Source organism: Pseudomonas sp. KT_2_4 (genome assembly GCF_041410225.1).
Taxonomy (GTDB): domain Bacteria; phylum Pseudomonadota; class Gammaproteobacteria; order Pseudomonadales; family Pseudomonadaceae; genus Aquipseudomonas; species Aquipseudomonas paracarnis.
Window position 1 is genome coordinate 6,001,313 of record NZ_CP166962.1, and the last position, 24,967, is coordinate 6,026,279.

Here is a 24,967-nt window from a genome sequence, read left to right on the forward strand (position 1 = left end):
GTTCCAAACGCCACGCAGGCCTTTACTTTGCCGGAGCAGGCCGAACCTGGGGCAAGGCGTGGCGTGTTGCAGGCGCGAGCAAGCTCACGCCCACAGGGTTAATGTTGCTTGAACATCTCCATGGCACGCTGGCGGATTTGCTCCTCGGTCAGGTCCTCCTTATGGGTGGCCAGGAACCACAGGTGCCCGAACGGATCCTTCACACTCGCCGAGCGATCCCCATAGAACTGATCCTGCGGCTCGGACACTGCGCTGGCGCCGGCATCAACCGCTTGTTTGAATTGTGCGTCCACATCATTCACATACAGGTGCAAACCGACACTGGGATGCGCGTCCGGATTGCGCAGGGCCGTTTCATCGCAGGGCGTGCCCAGCATGATCACCGCTTCGCTAATACGCAGCTCCGCATGGCCGACCCTGCCGTCGGGCATGTCCAGGCGCATGAACACTGAGGCGCCAAAGGCCTTCTTGTAGAACTCGATCGCCTTTGCGGCCTCGTTGATGCCCAGATAGGGGGTAATGCCGTGATAACCCTCGGGAATAGGTTTAACGCTCATAACGTTCTCCTCTGATTGTGGTTATGGGGTTACAGCCTTTTCACTATAGGTCACGTTGCATTGCGCAACTGGCTTTACCGATCAGCATCAGGCGTGGGCTCCAGCAACTGCGCACCAGGGCCACGCTCACCCAGCTGGTCATCGTGATTGCGCAGCGGGCACGCCTCCATCGACAGGCACCCGCACCCGATGCAACCATTGAGCTTGTCGCGCAGCAGCATCAGTTTGTTGATGCGCTCATCCAGATCTTCACGCCACAACGCCGACAGCCGTTCCCAGTCGTGAGCGTTCGGTGTGCGCCCATCGGGCAGGGCCCGCAAGGCCTCGCCAATGGTCGCCAGCGGAATGCCCAGACGTTGGGCGATTTTGATCAGCACCACCCGGCGCAGTACATCCCGTGGATATCGTCGTTGATTGCCGGCATTGCGATTGCTCTTGATCAGCCCTTTGGATTCGTAGAAGTGCAGCGCGGTGACCGCCACGCCGCTGCGAGCGGCCAACTGACCGACGCTGAGTTCGTTGCTGAGCATGTAAGGCTCCCAAACAGTGCTTGACCTCGACTTAACTAGAGGTTTTACCCTGCGTGGCATCGAATCGCAAGATTCTTCCTACAGAGAGAGGGGGTTTTCATGCAGGTATCAGAGAAGAGTCGCAGCTTCACTCAGCTGATCGAATTTCACATCGAACCCCGTCAGCAATCCGCCCTGGTGGCCGCCTTGACCACCCAGAGCGAGCGTCTGGCCGTGCGCCATGGCGGCTTCTTGAGTGCCAGCGTACAGGTCAGCGATGACGGACGCAGGGTGCTCAATTACTTGCAATGGCAATCGCGGGAAGAGGGTGAGGCGGCCTTCAAATGTTTTGAGCAGGGCGGCGAAGATTTCTGGACGCTGATCCGCGCCCACCGGGCCACGGCCGTGACCTTTGGCGCATTCCAGGTACTGCGCAGTTTTGAGCGCAGTCAGGACGATGCCTTGCACTGCCGACTAAATGGATAGGTGCAGCATCCGTTCGCCTTGCGCATTTTTCCCGGGCCTGCGCTTGTTGACCGCCAGTTCGCCGATCTTGATCAGGCGAGCGCGAGCGACGTTGCGGCTCAGTCCCAGCAAGGTGGCGGTGTGTACTTGGTTGTAGTGGCTGAAGTGATAAGCAGCGCGCAATAAGGCGTCCTCGACCTTTTCATGCAGGGCGCCGGACTGTTCCTCGAAGAGCCTTTGAAACGCCCGCGCCAGCAGGGCTTCTGCACAGGTATCGGTGTCGCTGTCGTTCTGGCGTTCGATGCGCAGGTTCGACAGGCGCAGGTCGTCGGGTTCGATCACAGCGTTGCGGCAGACCAGCAGGGTGTGATGAATCACGTTTTCCAGCTCACGGATATTACCCGGCCAGCTGTAGCGCTTGAGCTTGTGCTCGGCCTCGTGGCTCACGCTGATCGGACCGTAGCCCAGGCGCTGGCTGTAGGTTTGGATGAAGTGCCGGGTCAGCGGCAGGATATCGCCGGTACGTTCGCGCAGCGGGCTCAGTTCCAGGCTGACTACATTGAGGCGGTAGTAGAGGTCTTCACGGAAATGCCCGGCGTTGATGGCCTGTTCCAGTTCTACATTGGTGGCGGCCAGGACTCGCACATCGATTGCAATGCTTTTGCGCGAACCCAGGCGCACCACCTCACGCTCCTGTAGCACCCGCAGCAGTTTGACCTGGATGGCCATCGGCAAATCGCCGATCTCATCCAGAAACAAGGTGCCGCCGTCAGCCTCTTCGAACCAGCCGGCCTTGGCGCTGAGGGCACCGGTAAAGGCGCCTTTCTCATGGCCGAACAACTCGGCTTCCACTAGTGCTTGCGAAAAAGCCCCGCAGTTCACTGCCACGAAGGGCCGATTTCGCCGCGTACTGAGGTGGTGGATATGCCGCGCAACAAGCTCTTTGCCGGTGCCGGTTTCGCCGATGATCAGCACGCTGGCCTCGCTGGGGGCCACTTGCTGGATATGGTCGAGCAGGGCCTGGGACTTTGGGTCTTCGAAGACCTGGGCTGTGGCGCGGATCGAGGTCGCGAGGGCAGGCGAGGGCGGCAGGGTGAACAGCTGCATGGTGACCTCTCATGGGAATTCAAGCTTTGTTGAAGGGCTGTTGCCGGGTGGACAGTGGGCTGCGCGCAAGGTCTTTATAGAGGTATCGTCTTAATTCGTAAATGAAGGTGTTTCTATATTTATAGAACTTAAATGAATATAAAGGCGTTCCTCCTGTGGACGCCGATACGCGTGATAGCGACTATCACGGACGATGATTTTTCAGCGAGAAGGGGCGAGAGTAGCCTGTGTTCATTGACTCGAAACCATCTTCGCAGGGCCATCGCCATGAACCGTTTCCTCGCTGTTTCCCTTTTACTTGTCACCTCTGTCCTTGCGGGGTGTGCGACCCAGCCATCCCCGGAAATGCGCCCTTATACAGCCGACGAAACCAAGCAGTTGGCTTTGGAGGCCCTGGGCCGTCGCGGCTTGTCGTTTGACGACTATCAACGCCAACGCGCCGCGTTGCTTGGCCAGCCAAAGCCCTTCGGCTTTGATCACCAGGGTGAAATGAACGCCGAGCGCAGCGTGGTTTTGCATGGTCGGCCCAGTTGAGCGCGCTTCATGCAGCAAAAAGCCCGAGGTTTCCCACAAGGAACCTCGGGCTTTTTGTTTGCCATGGGGCTACTTCAGCCTGTTAAGCTCAATTCCAGGAGCGTTCCTACGCACATTTAAATAAAGTTACCTTCTTTAATGGCATTCGATCGGTTAAACCTGACGACCTCTGTTCTGGTCGATGCCCCCCGAGACGCTGTTCTTGGGAATACGCTCTGCGAGTTTTAACCTCATGAATAAACGTCCGCTGTATTTCGACTACGCCGCCACCACGCCGGTGGATGAGCGAGTTATCCAGGTGATGGTCGAGTGTCTGGGTTTCAACGCCCACTTCGGCAACCCTGCGTCCAGTTCCCATGCATTCGGCCAAGCGGCCCGGCAGAAGGTTGAACAGGCGCGTGGCCAGGTGGCCGAGTTGGTGGTGGCCGAGCCCGAGCAGATAGTCTGGACCTCCGGTGCCACGGAATCCAACAACCTTGCGCTCAAGGGCGTGGCCCAGGCCCGTGGTGTGGCGGGTGGGCATATCATCACCAGCCAGATCGAACACAAGGCCACGCTGGACACCGCGCGGCAATTGCAGGAAGCCGGAGTGGCAGTGACTTACCTGGTACCGGATGCAGACGGCTTGATCAGCGTCGAAGCGGTCAGCGAAGCCTTGCGCGAGGATACCTTTCTTGTCTCGCTGATGCTGGTCAACAACGAACTGGGCACCCTCAACGATATCCCGGCCATTGGCGCGCGGGTACGTGAGCACGGCGCGTTGTTCCATGTGGACGCGGCGCAAGGGGCAGGCAAAGTGGCTATCGACCTGGCCCGGTGGCCGGTGGACTTGATGTCGTTCTCTGCTCACAAGCTGTATGGGCCCAAGGGTATTGGCGCGTTATATGTCGGGCCTCGGGCGCAGCAGAAGGTACTGGCGCAGATTCACGGGGGGGGCCACGAAGGCGGTTTGCGCTCCGGCACCCTGGCGACTCATCAGATTGCCGGCATGGGCGCGGCGTTTGCTCTGGCGGCGGCGTCTTTCGAGGATGAGAAGGCCACGATTGTCGCGCTGCGCCAGCGCTTGCTGGATCAATTGGCGTCGGTTGCCGGCTTGCGTCTTAATGGCAGCTCAACCCAGCGTATTCCACACACATTGAGCCTTACCTTCAGCGAAGGCGAATTCAATTCAGCCGCATTGAGTGCAGGCATTGCCTTTTCCGCGACTTCAGCGTGCAATTCGGCCAGCAAAGCGCCGTCCCATGTGCTTCTGGCCTTGGGGCATGACGCTCGCAGTGCCGCTCGCACTATTCGCTTGAGCCTGGGCAGGTTTACCACCGAACAGGATATCGACCAGGCCGCGCAGTTGATCAAGGCCGCATTGGCGAGTGCGCCAGCGTTCTGGGCAGTCTGATTTATCATCGCAATACATAACAATTATTAGTGGTTAGCAGGAGACACAATGAGTACGCAGCCTTTGACCAATGGAGCGGTTCCCCAGCGCCTGGCGCACACCCGTGAACTGATGCGCCGCGAAGGCATTCATGCCTTGCTGGTGCCATCGGCGGACCCGCATTTGTCCGAATATTTGCCGGGTTACTGGCAAGGGCGCCAGTGGTTGTCCGGTTTTCATGGCTCGGTGGGCACTCTGATCGTCACGGCGGAGTTCGCCGGGGTCTGGGCGGATAGCCGTTATTGGGAACAGGCGACCAAGGAGCTCAAGGGCAGCGGTATCGAGCTGGTGAAGCTGCAACCGGGTCAGCCCGGGCCGCTGGAGTGGCTGGCCGAGCAAACCCCTGAGGGTGGCGTGGTGGCGGTGGACGGTGCGGTCATGGCCGTGGCCTCGGCACGTACCCTGGGTGGCAAATTGGCCGAGCGTGGCGCGCGTCTGCGTACCGATATCGATGTGCTCGATGAAGTCTGGCAAGACCGCCCAGCGTTGCCGAACCAGCCGATCTATCAGCATCTGCCGCCCCAAGCCACCGTCAGTCGTGGCGAGAAACTGGCCGCCTTGCGTGCCAGTTTGAAAGACAAGGGCGCCGATTGGCATTTCATCGCGACGCTGGATGACATCGCCTGGCTATTCAACCTGCGCGGCGCTGATGTGTCGTTCAATCCGGTGTTTGTGTCCTTTGCCTTGATCAATCAGCAACAGGCCACTTTGTTTGTGGCGTTGGGCAAGGTCGATGCGCAACTGCGGGCGGTGCTTGAGCAGGATGGCGTGACCCTGCGTGATTACAGCGAGGTGGCGCAAGCGCTGCGAGCGGTACCGGCGGGCGCAAGTTTGCAAGTAGACCCTGCCCGCGTCACCGCCGGCTTGCTGGAAAACCTCGACGCGGGCGTCAAGCTGGTTGAAGGCCTCAACCCCACCACACTGGCTAAATCCCGCAAGAGCCTGGCGGATGCGGAACATATCCGCCAAGCCATGGAGCAGGATGGTGCGGCGCTGTGCGAATTCTTTGCCTGGCTCGACAGCGCCCTGGGTCGCGAGCGCATTACCGAACTGACGATTGACGAACACCTGACCGCTGCACGTACTCGCCGCCCAGGCTATGTATCGCTAAGTTTCAACACCATTGCCGCCTTCAACGCCAACGGCGCGATGCCGCATTACCACGCCACCGAAGAAGAGCATGCGCTGATCGAAGGTGATGGCTTGCTGTTGATCGACTCGGGCGGCCAATACCTGGGCGGAACCACGGACATCACGCGGATGGTGCCTATCGGTACACCGAGTGAGGAGCAGAAACGCGATTGCACGCGGGTGCTCAAGGGGGTGATTGCTCTGTCCCGTGCGCAGTTCCCCAAGGGCATTCTTTCACCGTTGCTGGATGCCATTGCCCGCGCGCCGATATGGGCAGAAGGCGTGGACTACGGTCACGGCACAGGCCACGGCGTGGGTTATTTCCTCAACGTACATGAAGGTCCGCAGGTCATTGCCTATCAGGCTGCTGCGGCGCCACAAACGGCGATGCAGCCAGGGATGATTACTTCAATTGAACCGGGTACTTATCGCCCTGGCCGTTGGGGCGTGCGCATTGAGAACCTGGTGTTGAACCGTGAAGCGGGCAAGACCGAGTTTGGCGAATTCCTCAAGTTCGAAACCCTGACCCTGTGCCCAATTGATACCCGCTGCCTGGAGCCGTCGTTGCTCACGGCGGATGAGCGCGAATGGTTCAACGCGTATCACGCCCAGGTGCGTGAGCGTTTGAGCCCGCTGCTCAATGGTGCAGCGCTTGAATGGTTGCAGGTGCGCACTGCGGCGATTTGATCGGTTGCAGCCAAGGCATTGCCGGCTGCAATCAACACCTAGCTGAGGGCTTCACGCACAAAGTCCAGGCGGTCCTGGCCGAAGAACAGCTGGTTTCCTACAAAGAAACTGGGAGCGCCGAACACGCCGCGCTTAATGGCTTGTTCGGTTTTTTCCTTGAGAGCGTCCTTGACGGCTGCATCATTGGACAGGGCCAGTACCTGCTCGGGATCGAACCCCTGTTCGGTGAGCACATTGGCCACGACCTCTGGGTCGCCCAGGTGACGGCCTTCCATCCAGAGTGCGCGGAACAGGCAGTCGATGAAGTCGAGGAAGCGCTCAGGCTGGTGGATTTGAATGCCGGTGACGGCGCGCATCAGCACCAAGGTATTGATGGGAAAGTGCGGGTTGAACCTGAGCGGCACGTTGTAGCGTTTGGCGTAACGCGCCAGGTCATCGAGCATATAGCGCCCCTTGGCGGGCACCATGATCGGCGAGGCATTGCCCGTGGCCTTGAATACACCGCCCAACAGCATCGGTTGATACACCACCTGTGCGCCGGTTTTAGCGCACAGCGCCGGCAACTGGGTATAGGCCAGGTAAGTGGCGGGGCTGCCGAGATCAAAGAAGAACTCCAGGGTTTTACTCATGGTCTGTACTCACTGCTTATTGTTATAGAGGGAGTCACCAGGTTTCATTCCAGGGGCGCAGGTCCAGTTCGAACGTCCAGGCGTCCCGTGGCTGGCGATGCAGGAACCAGTAGTTGTCGGCAATATGGTCAGGGTTGAGGAGGGCGTCCTGATCCTTGAGTGCGTATTTTTGCGGGAAGTTCTCGCGAATGAAGTCGGTATCGATGGCACCGTCCACCACCACATGGGCGACATGGATGTTCATCGGGCCTAACTCCCGCGCCATGCTTTGTGCCAGGGCGCGTATCCCATGCTTGGCGCCGGCGAAGGCGGCAAACCCCGCGCTTCCGCGCAAGCCGGCGGTGGCTCCGGTGAACAGGATAGTGCCGCGGTTACGCGTGACCATCCGCTTGGCGACTTCCCGTGCGTTCAGGAAGCCGGAGAAGCACGCCATCTCCCAGATCTTGAAGTACTTGCGTGCGGTTTCTTCCAGAATGCTGCAAGGCACATTGGCGCCGATGTTGAAGACGAACGCTTCAATAGGTCCCAGCTCGGTTTCGATTTGCTCGACCAGAGCGATCACGTCCTCTTCTTTACGTGCATCACAGGCAAAACCATGGGCTTCACCGCCCGCCAACTGAATGCTGTCTATCAGGGGCTGCAGTTTGTCGGCGCTGCGACGGGTGACGCAGGCGATGTAGCCTTCGCGGGCAAAGCGTTTGGCTATGGCGCCACCGGTCGCGTCACCGGCACCCACTACTAGTACGATTTTCTTGTTGTGCGGCATGGGAACTCCATTGGTTCGATGGTCGAGCAGGAGTTTAGCCTTCGGGCCGCAACTGGCCTGAATTTAAGATGAGCAGTCAGGAAAGACTGCTCGGGCAGCTATTTGCAGATGACGATCATACTGCGGCTGGTATAGCCGGCAGGGTTGAGGCCGAAGGGATAGTCCCCAGGCTCCTCGGAGTTGTCGCCGGATTTGGCTATCACCCGGTAGCCCTTGGCACCGCATGAGTTGGCTGCACTGGTGTAGCACTGGTCCCAAGAGGAGGACAGGCCTGAACAGTTGATATGCAGCCCTTTTTTTCCCCGTTTCACTTCTGTTTTTGTGGTTGCAGCACAGCCAGCGATGCCCACAACCAGCAACAGTATCAAAATTCGTTTCATTCCCATCCTTAATAGCCGCCCTGCAAAAGAACAGAGCCGCTTTACTCGCTCTCGAGCGAAGCGTTCATGCTGTCCGTGTCGAAATTCTCCATGAATGACATTCGGTTACGGCCTAAACATGGCCTAAATGAGCGGCAAATACCAGAGCTGGCTTTAAAGATGATCAGTCGGCAGGCACCAGTGGTTTGGATTCGTTGCGCATCGTCAACGTCGCGCCTACGCTAGCCAGGATAATGCAGGTGATGGCCAGCCATTGGGCCAGGGATAAATGCTCATGCAGAAAGAACAGGCCGGAGAGGGCGCCGAACGCCGGTTCGATACTCATCAACGTGCCGAATGTGCGAGCGGGAAGGCGAGTCAGTGCGACCATCTCCAAGGTGTAGGGCAGGGCGGTGGACAGAATTGCGACGCCAATGGCGACAGGGATCAGGGCGGGCGTCAGCAGCGCGGCGCCCGCATGCACGATGCCGATCGGTGCGACGAACAGGGCCGCAATCATCACGCCGAGTGCAGCGGTCTGAACACCATTGTCGTTCCCAGCCTTTTGGCCGAACAAAATATAGAGGGCCCAGCATCCGCCTGCGCCCAGTGCGTAAGCCGCGCCGACCCAGTCGATACCGCTACTGGCCTCGCCCATCGGAATTAACAGCAGCAGGCCGATGATCGCCAGGGCAATCCACAGGAAGTCGACAGCTCTGCGCGAGGCATAGATAGCGACGGCAAGCGGGCCTGTGAATTCGAGTGCTACTGCAATCCCCAGCGGTACGGTACGAAGGGACATATAGAAGAGGAAGTTCATGCCGCCCAGCGCCATCCCGTAAATGATCACCGTGCGCAAGGACTTGGCCGTCAGCGTGGCGCGCCATGGGCGTAATAGCACCAGCATGATCACACTGGCGAAAATCAAACGCAGAGCAGTGGTGCCTTGTGCGCCAACAATAGGAAACATGCTTTTGGCCAATGACGCACCGGATTGGATGGACGCCATGGCGATCAATAGCAGGCCGATCGGAAACAATGCGGATGCCAGGCTGCGAGGAGGGGTGGTCATTGCGGGAGTTCTTCCGAAGTCATGATCGATAAATACGTGGCGCTATGATGCTTAACAGTCAATGAATGAGCAATATATTGCTCAAATGCTGACTCGTAGCTATCTATATAGTGGAAGCATCGGTTTTTCGAGGTTTTTGATAGAAAAACCGAATAATTGGGTTGACGGCAGATTCTGGAAGCCTATAATTCGCCCCACTTCCGGCGCAGTCGAAACGGAAAACTCCTTGGTAAACAATGAGTTACGCAGTTCTCGACAGCAAGTTGCTTCAGTTCATCGAAGCCAAAAGGAAGTTGAAAAAGAGGTGTTGACAGCAGCGTGTAACGCTGTAGAATTCGCCTCCCGCTTACGAGAGATCGCAAGCGCAAGTGGTTGAAGTTGTTGAAGAAATCTTCGAAAACTTCTGAAAATAACCACTTGACAGCAAATGAGGCTGCTGTAGAATGCGCGCCTCGGTTGAGACGAAAGATCTTAACCAACCGCTCTTTAACAACTGAATCAAGCAATTCGTGTGGGTGCTTGTGGAGTCAGACTGATAGTCAACAAGATTATCAGCATCACAAGTTACTCCGCGAGAAATCAAAGATGTAACCAACGATTGCTGAGCCAAGTTTAGGGTTTCTTAAAAACCCAAAGATGTTTGAACTGAAGAGTTTGATCATGGCTCAGATTGAACGCTGGCGGCAGGCCTAACACATGCAAGTCGAGCGGTAGAGAGAAGCTTGCTTCTCTTGAGAGCGGCGGACGGGTGAGTAATGCCTAGGAATCTGCCTGGTAGTGGGGGATAACGTTCGGAAACGGACGCTAATACCGCATACGTCCTACGGGAGAAAGCAGGGGACCTTCGGGCCTTGCGCTATCAGATGAGCCTAGGTCGGATTAGCTAGTTGGTGAGGTAATGGCTCACCAAGGCGACGATCCGTAACTGGTCTGAGAGGATGATCAGTCACACTGGAACTGAGACACGGTCCAGACTCCTACGGGAGGCAGCAGTGGGGAATATTGGACAATGGGCGAAAGCCTGATCCAGCCATGCCGCGTGTGTGAAGAAGGTCTTCGGATTGTAAAGCACTTTAAGTTGGGAGGAAGGGTTGTAGATTAATACTCTGCAATTTTGACGTTACCGACAGAATAAGCACCGGCTAACTCTGTGCCAGCAGCCGCGGTAATACAGAGGGTGCAAGCGTTAATCGGAATTACTGGGCGTAAAGCGCGCGTAGGTGGTTTGTTAAGTTGGATGTGAAATCCCCGGGCTCAACCTGGGAACTGCATTCAAAACTGACTGACTAGAGTATGGTAGAGGGTGGTGGAATTTCCTGTGTAGCGGTGAAATGCGTAGATATAGGAAGGAACACCAGTGGCGAAGGCGACCACCTGGACTAATACTGACACTGAGGTGCGAAAGCGTGGGGAGCAAACAGGATTAGATACCCTGGTAGTCCACGCCGTAAACGATGTCAACTAGCCGTTGGAAGCCTTGAGCTTTTAGTGGCGCAGCTAACGCATTAAGTTGACCGCCTGGGGAGTACGGCCGCAAGGTTAAAACTCAAATGAATTGACGGGGGCCCGCACAAGCGGTGGAGCATGTGGTTTAATTCGAAGCAACGCGAAGAACCTTACCAGGCCTTGACATCCAATGAACTTTCTAGAGATAGATTGGTGCCTTCGGGAACATTGAGACAGGTGCTGCATGGCTGTCGTCAGCTCGTGTCGTGAGATGTTGGGTTAAGTCCCGTAACGAGCGCAACCCTTGTCCTTAGTTACCAGCACGTTATGGTGGGCACTCTAAGGAGACTGCCGGTGACAAACCGGAGGAAGGTGGGGATGACGTCAAGTCATCATGGCCCTTACGGCCTGGGCTACACACGTGCTACAATGGTCGGTACAGAGGGTTGCCAAGCCGCGAGGTGGAGCTAATCCCATAAAACCGATCGTAGTCCGGATCGCAGTCTGCAACTCGACTGCGTGAAGTCGGAATCGCTAGTAATCGCGAATCAGAATGTCGCGGTGAATACGTTCCCGGGCCTTGTACACACCGCCCGTCACACCATGGGAGTGGGTTGCACCAGAAGTAGCTAGTCTAACCTTCGGGAGGACGGTTACCACGGTGTGATTCATGACTGGGGTGAAGTCGTAACAAGGTAGCCGTAGGGGAACCTGCGGCTGGATCACCTCCTTAATCGACGACATCAGCTGCTCCATAAGTTCCCACACGAATTGCTTGATTCATTGAAGAAGACGAAAGAAGCAGCCCGAAATTGGGTCTGTAGCTCAGTTGGTTAGAGCGCACCCCTGATAAGGGTGAGGTCGGCAGTTCGAATCTGCCCAGACCCACCAATTTTGTGTGGGAAACGCCTGTAGAAATACGGGGCCATAGCTCAGCTGGGAGAGCGCCTGCCTTGCACGCAGGAGGTCAACGGTTCGATCCCGTTTGGCTCCACCACTACTGCTTCTGTTTGTATAAAGCTTAGAAATGAGCATTCCATCGTTGTGATGGTGAATGTTGATTTCTAGTCTTTGGCTAGTTCGTTCTTTAAAAATTTGGGTATGTGATAGAAAGATAGACTGAACGTTACTTTCACTGGTAACGGATCAGGCTAAGGTAAAATTTGTGAGTTCTCTTAATTGAGAAATTCGAATTTTCGGCGAATGTCGTCTTCACAGTATAACCAGATTGCTTGGGGTTATATGGTCAAGTGAAGAAGCGCATACGGTGGATGCCTTGGCAGTCAGAGGCGATGAAAGACGTGGTAGCCTGCGAAAAGCTTCGGGGAGTCGGCAAACAGACTTTGATCCGGAGATGTCTGAATGGGGGAACCCAGCCATCATAAGATGGTTATCTTGTACTGAATACATAGGTGCAAGAGGCGAACCAGGGGAACTGAAACATCTAAGTACCCTGAGGAAAAGAAATCAACCGAGATTCCCTTAGTAGTGGCGAGCGAACGGGGACTAGCCCTTAAGTGGCTTTGAGATTAGCGGAACGCTCTGGAAAGTGCGGCCATAGTGGGTGATAGCCCTGTACGCGAAAATCTCTTAGTCATGAAATCGAGTAGGACGGAGCACGAGAAACTTTGTCTGAATATGGGGGGACCATCCTCCAAGGCTAAATACTACTGACTGACCGATAGTGAACTAGTACCGTGAGGGAAAGGCGAAAAGAACCCCGGAGAGGGGAGTGAAATAGATCCTGAAACCGTATGCGTACAAGCAGTGGGAGCCCACTTTGTTGGGTGACTGCGTACCTTTTGTATAATGGGTCAGCGACTTATTTTCAGTGGCGAGCTTAACCGAATAGGGGAGGCGTAGCGAAAGCGAGTCTTAATAGGGCGTCTAGTCGCTGGGAATAGACCCGAAACCGGGCGATCTATCCATGGGCAGGTTGAAGGTTGGGTAACACTAACTGGAGGACCGAACCGACTACCGTTGAAAAGTTAGCGGATGACCTGTGGATCGGAGTGAAAGGCTAATCAAGCTCGGAGATAGCTGGTTCTCCTCGAAAGCTATTTAGGTAGCGCCTCATGTATCACTGTAGGGGGTAGAGCACTGTTTCGGCTAGGGGGTCATCCCGACTTACCAAACCGATGCAAACTCCGAATACCTACAAGTGCCGAGCATGGGAGACACACGGCGGGTGCTAACGTCCGTCGTGAAAAGGGAAACAACCCAGACCGTCAGCTAAGGTCCCAAAGTTATGGTTAAGTGGGAAACGATGTGGGAAGGCTTAGACAGCTAGGAGGTTGGCTTAGAAGCAGCCACCCTTTAAAGAAAGCGTAATAGCTCACTAGTCGAGTCGGCCTGCGCGGAAGATGTAACGGGGCTCAAACCATACACCGAAGCTACGGGTATCACGTAAGTGATGCGGTAGAGGAGCGTTCTGTAAGCCTGTGAAGGTGAGTTGAGAAGCTTGCTGGAGGTATCAGAAGTGCGAATGCTGACATGAGTAACGATAATGGGTGTGAAAAACACCCACGCCGAAAGACCAAGGTTTCCTGCGCAACGTTAATCGACGCAGGGTTAGTCGGTCCCTAAGGCGAGGCTGAAAAGCGTAGTCGATGGAAAACAGGTTAATATTCCTGTACTTCTGGTTATTGCGATGGAGGGACGGAGAAGGCTAGGCCAGCTTGGCGTTGGTTGTCCAAGTTTAAGGTGGTAGGCTGGAATCTTAGGTAAATCCGGGATTCTAAGGCCGAGAGCTGATGACGAGTTAACTTTTAGTTAACGAAGTGGTTGATGCCATGCTTCCAAGAAAAGCTTCTAAGCTTCAGGTAACCAGGAACCGTACCCCAAACCGACACAGGTGGTTGGGTAGAGAATACCAAGGCGCTTGAGAGAACTCGGGTGAAGGAACTAGGCAAAATGGCACCGTAACTTCGGGAGAAGGTGCGCCGGTGAGGGTGAAGGACTTGCTCCGTAAGCTCATGCCGGTCGAAGATACCAGGCCGCTGCGACTGTTTATTAAAAACACAGCACTCTGCAAACACGAAAGTGGACGTATAGGGTGTGACGCCTGCCCGGTGCCGGAAGGTTAATTGATGGGGTTAGCTAACGCGAAGCTCTTGATCGAAGCCCCGGTAAACGGCGGCCGTAACTATAACGGTCCTAAGGTAGCGAAATTCCTTGTCGGGTAAGTTCCGACCTGCACGAATGGCGTAACGATGGCGGCGCTGTCTCCACCCGAGACTCAGTGAAATTGAAATCGCTGTGAAGATGCAGTGTATCCGCGGCTAGACGGAAAGACCCCGTGAACCTTTACTATAGCTTTGCACTGGACTTTGAATTTGCTTGTGTAGGATAGGTGGGAGGCTTTGAAGCGTGGACGCCAGTCTGCGTGGAGCCATCCTTGAAATACCACCCTGGCAACTTTGAGGTTCTAACTCAGGTCCGTTATCCGGATCGAGGACAGTGTATGGTGGGTAGTTTGACTGGGGCGGTCTCCTCCTAAAGAGTAACGGAGGAGTACGAAGGTGCGCTCAGACCGGTCGGAAATCGGTCGTAGAGTATAAAGGCAAAAGCGCGCTTGACTGCGAGACAGACACGTCGAGCAGGTACGAAAGTAGGTCTTAGTGATCCGGTGGTTCTGTATGGAAGGGCCATCGCTCAACGGATAAAAGGTACTCCGGGGATAACAGGCTGATACCGCCCAAGAGTTCATATCGACGGCGGTGTTTGGCACCTCGATGTCGGCTCATCACATCCTGGGGCTGAAGCCGGTCCCAAGGGTATGGCTGTTCGCCATTTAAAGTGGTACGCGAGCTGGGTTTAGAACGTCGTGAGACAGTTCGGTCCCTATCTGCCGTGGACGTTTGAGATTTGAGAGGGGCTGCTCCTAGTACGAGAGGACCGGAGTGGACGAACCTCTGGTGTTCCGGTTGTCACGCCAGTGGCATTGCCGGGTAGCTATGTTCGGAATAGATAACCGCTGAAAGCATCTAAGCGGGAAACTAGCCTCAAGATGAGATCTCACTGGAACCTTGAGTTCCCTGAAGGGCCGTCGAAGACTACGACGTTGATAGGTTGGGTGTGTAAGCGCTGTGAGGCGTTGAGCTAACCAATACTAATTGCCCGTGAGGCTTGACCATATAACACCCAAGCAATTTGCGAACTCGAGAGAGACCAGATTGCGGTGTGTGAAGACGCAATGAACCGAAAGTTCGACGCTCACAAAACACCGAAAACTATCACATACCCAATTTGCTGAAGCGAGGCCAACTGGTCACGACTCAGTACCCGAATTTCTTGACGACCATAGAGCATTGGAACCACCTGATCCCATCCCGAACTCAGCAGTGAAACGATGCATCGCCGATGGTAGTGTGGGGTTTCCCCATGTGAGAGTAGGTCATCGTCAAGATTAAATTCCGAAACCCCAATTGCGAAAGCAGTTGGGGTTTTGTTTTGGGCGCTCGAAAGTTCCAGCGCTTCTGGCAACATTAAATAAGCTGCCGTTGAGGGAATTCGATACAAAGTGTTTCTGCATTTTTGCTATGGTGCAGCACATTTTCACAAGGATTGATCCTTATCCGCAGGATGCGGCGTCGACCTTTTCCAACGAGATGCTGTAGAAATGCCTGAACCGATACCTATCAAAGATCACGAAAAAGAAAACCGCCTGGTCAACAAGCGCTTGCTCGCCTGTGCGGTGCTGGTGATTGGGATCACCTGTGCGCTGGTAGGGCGCATGTATTTCCTGCAGGTGGTGCAGTACGACTACCACTCCACAATTTCGGAGAACAACCGGGTCCACGTACTGCCTATCACACCGACTCGCGGCTTGATCTATGACCGTAATGGCGTGGTGCTGGCCGACAACCGCCCTAGTTATAACCTGACCATCACCCGTGAGCGCACCGCCGACCTCAAGGGTGAGCTGGACGAAATCGTCAATCTGTTGCACCTGCCTGCCGAAGACCGTGCGGTGTTTGATAAGGCGCTCAAGCAGGCCCGTCACCCGTTTGTTCCCGTCACGTTGTTCTACGAATTGACCGAAGAGCAGATCGCCGTTTTGGCCGTTAACGAGTTCCGTCTACCTGGTGTGGACGTCGAGCCACAATTCGTTCGCCACTACCCCCTGGGCGCGCACTTTGCCCACTCCATCGGCTACGTCGGCCGCATCAACGAAAAAGAATCCAAGACCCTTGATTCGGTGGAGTACCGCGGTACCCAATCCATCGGCAAAACCGGAATCGAGCGCTTTTACGAGTCAGAACTGCATGGCCATGTCGGTTATGAAGAGGTCGAGACCAACGCACAGGGCCGTGTGCTGCGCGTGCTCAAGCACACCGATCCGATCCCTGGCAAAAACATCGTCCTGAGCCTCGACGTCAAGCTACAGGAAGCCGCCGAAGAGGCCTTGGGCGACCGTCGCGGTTCAGTGGTCGCCCTGGACCCGCAAACCGGTGAAGTACTGGCTATGGTCAGTAAACCGAGTTTCGATCCGAACCTGTTCGTCACCGGCATCAGCTTCAAGGAGTACGCCGCGCTGCACGACTCCATTGACCGGCCGCTGTTCAACCGCGTGCTACGCGGGCTCTACGCGCCAGGTTCAACCATCAAGCCGGAAGTGGCCATTGCCGGTCTCGACAGCGGTGTCGTTACCCCACAAACCCGAGTGTTCGACCCGGGTTACTATCAGTTGCCAGACTTTGACCACAAATACCGCAACTGGAACCACAGCGGTGACGGCTGGGTGGACATGGACGCGGCCATCATGCGTTCCAACGACACTTACTTCTACGACCTGGCCCATAAGCTCGGGATCGACCGCCTGCACGACTATCTGGCCGAGTTCGGCCTGGGCCAGAAAGTGTCCCTGGATATGTTCGAAGAGTCTGCCGGCCTGATGCCATCCCAAGCCTGGAAGCGTGCGACCCGTCGCCAGCCGTGGTTCCCAGGCGAAACCGTGATCCTCGGCATTGGCCAAGGCTATATGCAGGTGACGCCACTGCAATTGGCCCAGGCCACAGCATTGATTGCCAACAAAGGTGTATGGAACCGCCCGCACCTGGCCAAGACCATCAATGGCGTGGCGCCTGTAGATGAGCACCCAATGCCCAACGTGGTGCTCAAGGACCCTCGTGACTGGGAGCAGGTCAACCACGGCATGCAATTGGTGATGCACGATCCACGCGGTATCGCCCGAGCGGCAGCACAAGGCGCCCAATACCGTATCGCCGGCAAGAGTGGTACCGCCCAGGTGGTGGCGATCAAACAGGGTGAGCGCTACAACCGCAACAAGACCTTGGAGCGGCATCGCGATAACGCCTTGTTCGTCGGCTTCGCGCCGGCCGAACATCCGAAAATCGTGATTTCAGTCATGATCGAAAACGGTGAGGCCGGCGGCCGTGTAGCCGGGCCTGTGGTGCGCCAGATCATGGATGCCTGGCTGCTCGACCAGGAAGGCCACCTCAAGCCGCAATATGCGGCGCCGGCCAAGGCACCGGGTGATCCACGGGTTTGACTCAAACCCTCCACTCGTCCCAGCGCGCTACGCCGTCATAGGCCAGCCAGGGCACTTCATGGGCCGTCCAGATATGCGAGGTGGGCCTGGCGCCCGGATCATCATCTAGCGTCGCCACCCGCACGATCACGTGGGGCTGATGCCCACGTTCAGCAATTAGATGCGCGCCGCAACGCGAGCAGAAATGCCTGAATTTGCCCGGCGAAGATTCAAAGGACGACAGCAGCTCCTCACCCTGCGTCCAGCGAAAATGCTCACGCATCACCCCGGCCGTGGCAACAAACGCGGCCGCGTGTGCCTTGCGGCAGCTTTCGCAGTGGCAGTGGCTGATGGGCATGTCCAGGCTGTCGACTTGGTAGCGCACACCTTTGCACAAGCAACTTCCATTCAGTGGGTCAGTCATAACCTATGGCCAGGCAAGGAGGGGGTCATCATCATCGCGCACAACGCAAGGTTGCGCATTGGTTGATGTCGCCTAGTGTTCAGTGAAGGAGGTGACTCATGCACGTATTAGATCGCATCGAACGCAAGGTGCTGCTCAGCGCATCACGTAAACAGGTCTGGGAGGCACTCACGCAGGCCGAGCAATTTGGTAACTGGTTCGGTATCGCGCTTAAAGGTAAAACCTTTGTGGCCGGAGAAACCATCGAAGCGCCAATTACCTACCCAGGTTACGAACATGTCGTGTGGAAGGCCAGGATCGAACGCATCCTGCCCCAAACGCTGTTTTCTTTCTGGTGGCATCCTTTTGCAGTGGAAGAGGGCGTCGACTACGACAAGGAAACACCTACGCTGGTGGAGTTCACGATTGAGGATCGCGCTCCAGGCATCCTCTTGCGGGTCGTCGAGTCCGGTTTTGACCAGATCCCCGAAGCGCGGCGCCAGAAAGCCTTCAAGATGAACTCCCGTGGCTGGGACGAACAAATGAGCAATATCGAAAGCTATCTGAATCAAGCCTGACCCGAACGGGCATCATGGTTGATGCCCGGCTTCACGCCAGCGTGCATTCGATTGCTTTAGAAACTCATCTGCCACTGGCCGACCACCGCATGATTGCGGCTATTGCTACCCAGCTCGCCGTTATAACCGACACTCAGGTTCTGCTGCGCAGACAAACCCACCGCCAACCCCACTTCAACCATCAAGCCGTCGCGGTCCAGTGCGCTGCCTTCAATATTGAACGCGTCGCCGCCAATCAAAAAAGCCTGCCGAGTCTTACTGTCGACATTGCCATAGAGGTGCCGCCAGCCGAAGCTGGCCCGCGGGGTCAGGCTGATGCCATTGTCCAGTTGGCTCAGATGAGCCAGGCGCACCCCGAAGGTACTGCTGACATTGTCCTGGGTTTGTGCATCCACCTTGAGTGAAGCATCGCCGCCTTTCTCGCGGTAGTTGTCGCGGTGATAGCGCTGATAGCCGAGGTTGGCGAAGGGTTCGATATTCAATCGGCCGTTACCCAGCATGTAACCCATCTCGGCAAAGGCTTGCTGGCTATTGGCATCGTAATCACCCTTGGGGCGCTCGCTGAAACCTGCGAATTCCACTGTGCGCTTGTTGTTACCCCTGTGCTGGCTGTACGCAGCCCCCAGGCGCAACGCAACTGGGCCATCCTGGCGTACGGCATATGCCCCCGCGTGCCAGCTGCGCAATGAATTATCGACGTTGTGGCTGTCCATATCGGTCTTCGAATAGCCGCCCAGTACACCCAGGCGCCAGAGAGGCGACAAGGACCAGTCAATACCCAGCAGACTGCCTTGTGTGCGTTGCTGTGAAGACGCATTGCCGTGTTGACCATCAAGCTTGCCGTAGCTGCCGATACCTTGCAGCCACACGCGGCCTCGCGCGTTTGGATCATTCAAGTTGCGGGCACTGCTGGGGATGCCACTTATGGCCAGCTCAGGTGTTTGTACTGGATCAAGCCCGACGAGCAAGCTTGAACTGCTGCTCATCTGGCGCATGGCCGACAGCATGGACGTGGCCACCTGGCTGCTGGCCGCCAGTGTGGCACTGGCGAGGTTGGCGTTGCTGCTGCCTGCCAGGGCCTCGAGCGCGGCGCTGGCCGTAGTCTCCGAGGTGGCCAGCAGCGCGTCGTAGAGCGGGTTGGGGTTTCGCATCATGGAGGGCGGGGGGAAACTGCCATCCCAGTTGCTCCAGTGGCGCCACGTGATGGACTCGATGCTGTTGACTGCGTGGGCGGCGTTACGGGTACGGGCGTAATCGATGAACTCGACATCGTTGCGTGTGTAGCTCAGGTTCACCCGGTTATTGTCGTAGCTGAGTGTTGGCGTCAGGAAGGCGTAGTAGCTGCGCAGGTTGGAGTCATCAAAGGTCCCCGTGATGCTGCCTGCTTGCAGGACCGTGTACGTGCTGTGCCAGGGATAGTCCATCGAGTAACCCGGCTGCGGCCACAAATAGGCACCGTTGAGGCTGGCATTGCCGACCACATGGGTTGTCGCAGCACTGCCGTCGGGATAAGTAGCGAACTCGAATGCAGAGCCTGGCTTCATGATCAGGTTGCCGTTGACCTGAGGAGCGCCGACAACGGTATCCGTGATCAATCTCCCGCTGACGGTAAGATTGTTGACTGAGCCTCGGCCCCGGTAAGTCGCGCCTTGGTCGACGATCACGTCACCAGCGATGTTGCCCTGGTTGTTTAAGTGACCATTGGCAGAGAGGCGTGCGCCTTCGCTGAAATCGCCGCGACCATTGAGTACCCAGTAGCCGCGACTCACTTGTAGTACGTCAAAATTGCGCGTCGCCTCGACCGTCCCGTCGGGTTCACGCGTATCTGAAGGATAATATTGGTAGCCCTCCAGAATCATGGTGTTATGCCCTGCGCCGCCGTCAACTAACCCCTCAAAACGGGCGCCGGGGTACAGCGTCAAGGTGTCGTTGCCGCCCCCCATGTCCAGGGCTACACCATTACTCCCGCTGATCAGGGCACCGTTGAATACCCGGTCGTCGAAATTACCGATAAAGCGTGCGCCATAGCCATCAAGCCCACGCAGGTCGACGAAATTTCTCAGCTCCGTTGCGCCGGTTGCCGGCCCATCATGGCCATCACTGACTAAGAGGCCATTGTTGGTACCTGTGATTGAGCCGGTACGTGGAATGCCTGTGGAAGGATCAAACCTGCCGCCGTTGAACAGGTAGCCACCGCCAATCGATACCCCATCGCTGGTGTTGGCTCGGCCATTATTGTCCGCTCCACTGGCGCCCAATGCCCGGATAACGCCAGAGTTTTCGATGTGGGCAATGCCCCCTACGCGTAGGCCATCGCCATCGATATTCTCCAGGCGTCCCTCTCGTCCGCCAGTGATCGTGCCGTCGTTGTAAACCATGGCATCGCCCGTTATCGAAACCCCAGCGCCGTCACGTCCGGTAAGCGTGCCATTATTGCTCAGCAAATTGAGTTGTTCGCCTGAGATTGCATGCCGGGCGCCCGAGATTACCCCGGTGTTGTCGATGCGCACATCGGTCGCAGCGCCCAGGCTGATCGCGTCTAATTTATCGGCACTGATCGAGCCGTCATTTTGAATGAAGACATTGCGTTGCCAATCAGGCAGGTTTTGGCGAACGCTGACGGCGGTCGTAGGGGTGGTGATGCTGCCGGTCTTGGTCACCCACAAACTGGGATTGTAAAAATAGCCACTGCCCACGGTGAGCGGGGTACTGGTTGGGGTATCGATGAATGCTTGAGCAAGGCTGGCAGGAGAAAGCGAGGCGCCGGAAACAATCAACGAAATAGTCAGGGCCAGACGGCGGGGGACGAACGACATGCGCGAAATCCTTTTCTTGAATCGCGCTATCTTCCTATATAGCCATTTGATATTGCCAGCGCATTCTTATCCTAAAAAGCGATGACATCCTTTTTATGATATTGCGCGCTAGGTGTGCGTTTACCCGACGCCTTGGCCCGGATGCCGAGTAGAATCACGCCCTGAACGCGATTCTTGAGGTGCGGTACGGTGGATTTACAGCAGGGGTTTGTCCTGACCCGGCATTGGCGCGATACCCCGGCGGGTACCGAGGTCAGCTTCTGGCTGGCCACCGACCAAGGGCCACGGTGCATTCGCCTACCCGTGCAGACCTCGGTGGTGTTCATCCCGCAAGCCCACCGCAAGCCGCTCGATTGGCTGCTCAAGGGTGAACGTGATCTCGAGTTGCGCCCCTTGCAGCTATGCGACTTTCATCACCGCCCGGTTCTGGGCCTCTATGCGCGCCAGCACCGCCAGTTGATGGATATCGAGAAGCGCCTGCGCGCTGCCGGAGTCGATGTCTACGAAGGTGACGTGCGCCCGCCGGAGCGCTACATGATGGAGCGTTTTATCACCGCTCCCGTCTGGTTCGGGGGCACCGCTGATGCAAGCGGCACCGTGCTCGACGCGCAGATGAAGCCTGCCCCCGACTATCGCCCGCCCTTGAAGCTGGTGTCCCTGGATATCGAGACCACCGCCCAGGGCGATCTCTATTCCATCGCCCTCGAAGGCTGCGGCGAGCGCCAGGTGTACATGCTCGGCCCGCCGAACAAAACCGACGCCGTGGATTTCAAGCTCGACTATTGCGACACCCGTGCTCAACTGCTCGAGCGCCTCAACCAATGGCTGGCCACTTTCGACCCCGACGCGATCATCGGCTGGAATGTGGTGCAGTTCGACCTGCGCGTACTCCACGAACACGCCCAGCGCCTGAACGTGCCGCTGTTGCTGGGGCGTGGCGGTGAAACCATGGCCTGGCGCGAACATGGCAGCCGCAATCACTACTTCGCGGCGGCGGCGGGGCGGTTGATCATCGACGGTATCGAAGCGTTGCGTTCGGCCACTTGGAGTTTTGAATCCTTCAGCCTTGAAAACGTCGCGCAAACCCTGCTTGGCGAAGGCAAGGACATCTCCACGCCGTACCAGCGCATGGACGAAATCAACCGCATGTTCGCCGAGGACAAACCCGCCCTGGCGCGCTACAACCTCAAGGACTGCGAACTGGTCACGCGGATTTTCGAGAAGACCGAGCTGCTCAAGTTCTTGCTCGAACGCGCCAGCGTCACCGGGTTGCCGGCCGACCGTAACGGCGGCTCGGTGGCCGCCTTCACCCACCTGTACATGCCGTTGATGCACCGCCAGGGTTTCGTCGCGCCGAACCTGGGTGACAAACCGCCCCAAGCCAGCCCCGGCGGGTTTGTCATGGACTCGCGCCCGGGCCTCTATGAATCGGTGCTGGTGCTGGACTACAAAAGCCTTTACCCATCGATCATCCGCAGTTTCCTCATCGACCCGGTCGGCTTGATCGAAGGCCTCAAGCATCCTGACGACAGCGACTCGGTGGAAGGCTTTCGCGGCGCACGCTTCTCCCGCACCCGGCATTGCCTGCCGTCCATCGTCACCCGGGTGTCCGAAGGCCGCGAAGAGGCCAAGCGCGAGCGCAATGCGCCGTTGTCCCAGGCACTGAAGATCATCATGAACGCCTTTTACGGTGTGCTCGGCTCCAGCGGCTGCCGGTTCTTCGACACCCGGCTGGCATCCTCGATCACCCTGCGGGGGCACCAGATCATGCGCCAGACCCGCGCGCTGGTTGAGGCCCAAGGGTACGAGGTGATTTACGGTGACACCGACTCCACCTTCGTCTGGCTGGGCAGCGCGCACTCTGCGCAGGACGCCAATCGCATCGGCCTGGCGCTGGTGCAGCACGTCAACGACTGGTGGCGCGTGCACCTGAGCAACGAGTACGGCCTGCAAAGCGCCCTGGAGCTGCAATACGAAACCCACTTCAGCCGCTTCCTGATGCCGACCATTCGTGGCGCCGAGGAGGGCAGCAAAAAGCGCTATGCGGGCCTGGTCGTGCGCGAAGATGGCGGCGAAGAAATGGTCTACAAAGGCCTGGAAACCGTGCGCAGCGACTGGTCGCCCCTGGCCCGGCAATTCCAGCAGGAACTCTACCAACGCATCTTCCATCGCCAACCCCATCAGGACTACATACGCGACTACGTGCGGCGTACCTTGAGCGGCGAATTCGATGAGTTGCTGATCTACCGCAAACGCCTGCGCCGGCCCTTGCACGACTACGAACGCAACGTCCCGCCCCACGTACGCGCCGCGCGCCTGGCGGACGAGTACAACGATCGCCTGGGCCGCCCGCGCCAGTACCAGCGCGGTGGCTGGATCAGCTACGTGATCAGCGTCAACGGCCCGGAACCGCTGGAAGTGCGGCAGGCGCCCATCGACTACGACCACTACGTCACGCGCCAATTGCAGCCCGTGGCTGACGCAATCCTGCCGTTCGTGAATGACGATTTCGGTACCCTGGTAGGCGGGCAGATGGGGCTATTCTAGGTAATCACCACAGGCTCAATATTGCCCATCGCTCAGGAGGAAACGCCCATGTACACCCTTTACGGCACCGACGAATCCGGATCCTGCATGATCGAAATCGCCCTGCAGCGCTGCGCAGTGCCGTGGCATCGCGTGCAGGCCAGTTCCTGGCAGGACGGCGAGGGTAGCGACGCCCTCGCACGTATCAATCCACTCAAGCAGATCCCCACCCTGGTCACTCCAAATGGCCAGGTACTGACCGAAAGCGCCGCGATCCTGATCCACCTGGGCCTGGAGTATCCCAAGGCCGAGTTGCTGGCTGGCGATCGTACGCAGATCCTGCGCGGCTTGCTGTATATCGCCGCCAACTGCTATTCGGCGATCGGCATCATCGACTACCCGCAACGCTGGTTGGGCAATGCCGATGAGGTGCAGCAAGCACAACTGGTCAGCGGCACACGGCGCTACCTGCATCAGGCCTGGGTCGTGTTTGCCGATCAGTTTGCCGGCCAACTGTTTACACCCAGCAACGCGCCGAATGCACTGGGCATCATGGCGGCGGCGGTATCGCGTTGGGACGACGCGCGCGAGGTGCTCGGCAACCTGGCGCCGGGCTTTGCGCAGAGCCTGGAGCGGGTAGACGCCGACCCTGTCGTGGCCCCCGTTTTTACCCGGCATTGGCCGCAGTGGAAGGTCTCGTAACCGGAAGAAACAATGACCAGGCCACTGTCCAAGCCCTTGCGTAGCGGGCTTCCTGACCTACGCTTCTCAAGGTGTTGTAGGAATCATCCTTGAATTTGGCTGTCGCAGACATGAAACTCAAGAACCCTGCATGGAATTCAAAGGAGGTGCGCATGCTCATCCGGTCGCTGACCCTGGCTACCTTGATGGCTTTTACGGGGCCGTTGTTGGCCGCTGATGATAATCCGCTCAAGCAGGAGTTGGGCAAGACGCGCCCCCTGGTGGTCGTGGAGCTTGATGCTGGAAACCCGACACTGGCAACGCTGAAGAAACAACTGGAAGAGGCTGCCACCAAGCAGTCCTTCGAAGAGCGCAGCATGGTGTTCTATACCGTGAAGTTCGGCAGCATTGGCGCTGAAGGAGAGAAGTTCGCCAAGGACCCAAAGGACAGCAAAAAGCTCACGCCGCCTGAAACCAACGCGCTGATCCGCGCCCTCAAGCTCGGCGTCGGCAGCGGCACCAAGGTGATTCTGATCGGCAAGGACGGTGAGAAGAAACTCGAAAAAACCGTGCCACCGGACAGCCTTGACCTGAAGGAGTTCTTCAGCGCCATTGACCAGATGCCTCAGGCGGAAAAGGAGCTTGCCGCACCTGCGGAGCCGGAGCCTGTTCCAGCCGCGCCAGCGGCTGCTGCCAAGGGCACCAAGCCCGCCAAGCCCGGCAACAAAGCCCCCAAGCCGCTGGAAGATTGAACAGGTCCCCTCCCACCGTTCTGG

At 57.3% G+C, this 24,967-nt stretch carries 18 protein-coding genes, 2 tRNA genes and 3 rRNA genes; 14 read left to right on the forward strand and 9 right to left on the reverse strand.

Features of this window, described 5'->3' with window-relative positions:
- Positions 1–98: 98 nt before the first annotated feature.
- Positions 99–557, reverse strand: coding sequence for a VOC family protein (locus AB9N64_RS27760; RefSeq protein WP_168224448.1), 459 nt, complete (start codon positions 555–557; stop codon positions 99–101).
- Between the two features lie 74 nt (positions 558–631).
- The gene (gene soxR, locus AB9N64_RS27765; RefSeq protein WP_014717816.1) at positions 632–1,087 is read right to left on the reverse strand and encodes a redox-sensitive transcriptional activator SoxR; all 456 of its coding nucleotides are present in this window, start codon (positions 1,085–1,087) and stop codon (positions 632–634) included.
- 99 nt (positions 1,088–1,186) lie between these two features.
- On the opposite strand from soxR, the gene AB9N64_RS27770 reads away from it, so the two are divergent.
- Positions 1,187–1,552 carry an antibiotic biosynthesis monooxygenase gene (locus AB9N64_RS27770; protein WP_019817256.1) on the forward strand — a complete coding sequence of 122 codons (366 nt, stop codon included), beginning with the start codon at positions 1,187–1,189 and terminating at the stop codon, positions 1,550–1,552.
- Here the strand turns inward: AB9N64_RS27770 and AB9N64_RS27775 are convergent.
- A complete protein-coding gene (locus AB9N64_RS27775; protein WP_014717818.1) occupies positions 1,541–2,638 on the reverse strand; it encodes a sigma-54-dependent Fis family transcriptional regulator in 1,098 nt (365 codons plus the stop codon). The two genes, AB9N64_RS27770 and AB9N64_RS27775, sit on opposite strands and share 12 nt — an antisense overlap.
- 267 nt (positions 2,639–2,905) lie before the next feature.
- Here AB9N64_RS27775 and AB9N64_RS27780 point away from each other — a divergent pair, with 267 nt between their 5' ends.
- From AB9N64_RS27780 to AB9N64_RS27790, 3 genes are all read left to right on the forward strand, one after another.
- A complete protein-coding gene (locus AB9N64_RS27780) occupies positions 2,906–3,172 on the forward strand; it encodes a hypothetical protein (protein ID WP_014717819.1) in 267 nt (88 codons plus the stop codon).
- Between the two features lie 232 nt (positions 3,173–3,404).
- Positions 3,405–4,565, forward strand: a complete 1,161-nt coding sequence (locus AB9N64_RS27785; RefSeq protein WP_019817252.1) for a cysteine desulfurase family protein — start codon at positions 3,405–3,407, stop codon at positions 4,563–4,565.
- A gap of 48 nt (positions 4,566–4,613) precedes the next feature.
- The gene (locus AB9N64_RS27790) at positions 4,614–6,422 is read left to right on the forward strand and encodes an aminopeptidase P family protein (RefSeq protein ID WP_106111808.1); all 1,809 of its coding nucleotides are present in this window, start codon (positions 4,614–4,616) and stop codon (positions 6,420–6,422) included.
- Between the two features lie 38 nt (positions 6,423–6,460).
- Here the strand turns inward: AB9N64_RS27790 and AB9N64_RS27795 are convergent, their stop codons facing one another.
- The 4 genes from AB9N64_RS27795 to rhtA all read right to left on the reverse strand — a co-directional run bounded on the left by AB9N64_RS27795 (position 6,461) and on the right by rhtA (position 9,248).
- Positions 6,461–7,051: a 2-hydroxychromene-2-carboxylate isomerase gene (locus tag AB9N64_RS27795; RefSeq protein ID WP_058410688.1), complete on the reverse strand. Its 591-nt coding sequence runs from the start codon at positions 7,049–7,051 to the stop codon at positions 6,461–6,463.
- Between the two features lie 34 nt (positions 7,052–7,085).
- A complete protein-coding gene (locus tag AB9N64_RS27800) occupies positions 7,086–7,817 on the reverse strand; it encodes an SDR family oxidoreductase (RefSeq protein WP_038449643.1) in 732 nt (243 codons plus the stop codon).
- A 98-nt stretch (positions 7,818–7,915) separates the two neighbouring features.
- On the reverse strand, positions 7,916–8,197 hold the full coding sequence (locus AB9N64_RS27805) for a hypothetical protein (protein WP_003190182.1): 282 nt from the start codon (positions 8,195–8,197) through the stop codon (positions 7,916–7,918).
- A gap of 163 nt (positions 8,198–8,360) precedes the next feature.
- The gene (gene rhtA / locus AB9N64_RS27810) at positions 8,361–9,248 is read right to left on the reverse strand and encodes a threonine/homoserine exporter RhtA (RefSeq protein ID WP_014717824.1); all 888 of its coding nucleotides are present in this window, start codon (positions 9,246–9,248) and stop codon (positions 8,361–8,363) included.
- A gap of 642 nt (positions 9,249–9,890) precedes the next feature.
- Between rhtA and AB9N64_RS27815 the strand changes: the two genes are divergently transcribed.
- The 6 genes from AB9N64_RS27815 to mrdA all read left to right on the forward strand — a co-directional run bounded on the left by AB9N64_RS27815 (position 9,891) and on the right by mrdA (position 17,208).
- Positions 9,891–11,427: ribosomal RNA gene (locus AB9N64_RS27815) — 16S ribosomal RNA — on the forward strand.
- An 81-nt stretch (positions 11,428–11,508) separates the two neighbouring features.
- A tRNA-Ile gene (locus AB9N64_RS27820) sits at positions 11,509–11,585 on the forward strand.
- A gap of 30 nt (positions 11,586–11,615) precedes the next feature.
- Positions 11,616–11,691 (forward strand) — tRNA-Ala (locus tag AB9N64_RS27825).
- Between the two features lie 247 nt (positions 11,692–11,938).
- A 23S ribosomal RNA gene (locus AB9N64_RS27830) occupies positions 11,939–14,830 on the forward strand.
- Positions 14,831–14,986: 156 nt separating this feature from the next.
- Positions 14,987–15,102 (forward strand): 5S ribosomal RNA (gene rrf, locus AB9N64_RS27835).
- The 16S, 23S and 5S rRNA genes sit together here with 2 tRNA genes alongside, the layout of an rRNA operon.
- A gap of 213 nt (positions 15,103–15,315) precedes the next feature.
- Positions 15,316–17,208, forward strand: coding sequence for a penicillin-binding protein 2 (gene mrdA, locus AB9N64_RS27840; protein WP_014717825.1), 1,893 nt, complete (start codon positions 15,316–15,318; stop codon positions 17,206–17,208).
- A 1-nt stretch (position 17,209) separates the two neighbouring features.
- Here the strand turns inward: mrdA and AB9N64_RS27845 are convergent, their stop codons facing one another.
- Positions 17,210–17,611, reverse strand: coding sequence for a GFA family protein (locus tag AB9N64_RS27845; protein WP_032873644.1), 402 nt, complete (start codon positions 17,609–17,611; stop codon positions 17,210–17,212).
- Between the two features lie 98 nt (positions 17,612–17,709).
- On the opposite strand from AB9N64_RS27845, the gene AB9N64_RS27850 reads away from it, so the two are divergent.
- The gene (locus AB9N64_RS27850) at positions 17,710–18,168 is read left to right on the forward strand and encodes an SRPBCC family protein (protein WP_019818740.1); all 459 of its coding nucleotides are present in this window, start codon (positions 17,710–17,712) and stop codon (positions 18,166–18,168) included.
- Between the two features lie 56 nt (positions 18,169–18,224).
- Here the strand turns inward: AB9N64_RS27850 and AB9N64_RS27855 are convergent, their stop codons facing one another.
- Positions 18,225–20,984, reverse strand: a complete 2,760-nt coding sequence (locus tag AB9N64_RS27855) for an autotransporter domain-containing protein (protein ID WP_371359809.1) — start codon at positions 20,982–20,984, stop codon at positions 18,225–18,227.
- Positions 20,985–21,173: 189 nt separating this feature from the next.
- On the opposite strand from AB9N64_RS27855, the gene AB9N64_RS27860 reads away from it, so the two are divergent.
- The 3 genes from AB9N64_RS27860 to AB9N64_RS27870 all read left to right on the forward strand — a co-directional run bounded on the left by AB9N64_RS27860 (position 21,174) and on the right by AB9N64_RS27870 (position 24,943).
- Positions 21,174–23,531 (forward strand): DNA polymerase II, encoded by a 2,358-nt coding sequence (locus tag AB9N64_RS27860; protein WP_038449651.1) that lies wholly within the window; start codon positions 21,174–21,176, stop codon positions 23,529–23,531.
- A gap of 48 nt (positions 23,532–23,579) precedes the next feature.
- On the forward strand, positions 23,580–24,212 hold the full coding sequence (locus AB9N64_RS27865; RefSeq protein ID WP_371359810.1) for a glutathione S-transferase N-terminal domain-containing protein: 633 nt from the start codon (positions 23,580–23,582) through the stop codon (positions 24,210–24,212).
- Positions 24,213–24,364: 152 nt separating this feature from the next.
- Positions 24,365–24,943 (forward strand): DUF4174 domain-containing protein, encoded by a 579-nt coding sequence (locus tag AB9N64_RS27870; RefSeq protein WP_019818734.1) that lies wholly within the window; start codon positions 24,365–24,367, stop codon positions 24,941–24,943.
- The last annotated feature ends 24 nt before the right edge of the window (positions 24,944–24,967 follow it).

Excerpts from the sequence above, each read along its gene's own strand:
- AB9N64_RS27760 (WP_168224448.1), bottom strand. The coding sequence starts at position 557 with ATGAGCGTTAAACCTATTCCCGAGGGTTATCACGGCATTACCCCCTAT.
- soxR (WP_014717816.1), bottom strand. The coding sequence starts at position 1,087 with ATGCTCAGCAACGAACTCAGCGTCGGTCAGTTGGCCGCTCGCAGCGGC.
- AB9N64_RS27770 (WP_019817256.1), top strand. The coding sequence starts at position 1,187 with ATGCAGGTATCAGAGAAGAGTCGCAGCTTCACTCAGCTGATCGAATTT.
- AB9N64_RS27775 (WP_014717818.1), bottom strand. The coding sequence starts at position 2,638 with ATGCAGCTGTTCACCCTGCCGCCCTCGCCTGCCCTCGCGACCTCGATC.
- AB9N64_RS27780 (WP_014717819.1), top strand. The coding sequence starts at position 2,906 with ATGAACCGTTTCCTCGCTGTTTCCCTTTTACTTGTCACCTCTGTCCTT.
- AB9N64_RS27785 (WP_019817252.1), top strand. The coding sequence starts at position 3,405 with ATGAATAAACGTCCGCTGTATTTCGACTACGCCGCCACCACGCCGGTG.
- AB9N64_RS27790 (WP_106111808.1), top strand. The coding sequence starts at position 4,614 with ATGAGTACGCAGCCTTTGACCAATGGAGCGGTTCCCCAGCGCCTGGCG.
- AB9N64_RS27795 (WP_058410688.1), bottom strand. The coding sequence starts at position 7,051 with ATGAGTAAAACCCTGGAGTTCTTCTTTGATCTCGGCAGCCCCGCCACT.
- AB9N64_RS27800 (WP_038449643.1), bottom strand. The coding sequence starts at position 7,817 with ATGCCGCACAACAAGAAAATCGTACTAGTAGTGGGTGCCGGTGACGCG.
- AB9N64_RS27805 (WP_003190182.1), bottom strand. The coding sequence starts at position 8,197 with ATGAAACGAATTTTGATACTGTTGCTGGTTGTGGGCATCGCTGGCTGT.
- rhtA (WP_014717824.1), bottom strand. The coding sequence starts at position 9,248 with ATGACCACCCCTCCTCGCAGCCTGGCATCCGCATTGTTTCCGATCGGC.
- mrdA (WP_014717825.1), top strand. The coding sequence starts at position 15,316 with ATGCCTGAACCGATACCTATCAAAGATCACGAAAAAGAAAACCGCCTG.
- AB9N64_RS27845 (WP_032873644.1), bottom strand. The coding sequence starts at position 17,611 with ATGACTGACCCACTGAATGGAAGTTGCTTGTGCAAAGGTGTGCGCTAC.
- AB9N64_RS27850 (WP_019818740.1), top strand. The coding sequence starts at position 17,710 with ATGCACGTATTAGATCGCATCGAACGCAAGGTGCTGCTCAGCGCATCA.
- AB9N64_RS27855 (WP_371359809.1), bottom strand. The coding sequence starts at position 20,984 with ATGTCGTTCGTCCCCCGCCGTCTGGCCCTGACTATTTCGTTGATTGTT.
- AB9N64_RS27865 (WP_371359810.1), top strand. The coding sequence starts at position 23,580 with ATGTACACCCTTTACGGCACCGACGAATCCGGATCCTGCATGATCGAA.
- AB9N64_RS27870 (WP_019818734.1), top strand. The coding sequence starts at position 24,365 with ATGCTCATCCGGTCGCTGACCCTGGCTACCTTGATGGCTTTTACGGGG.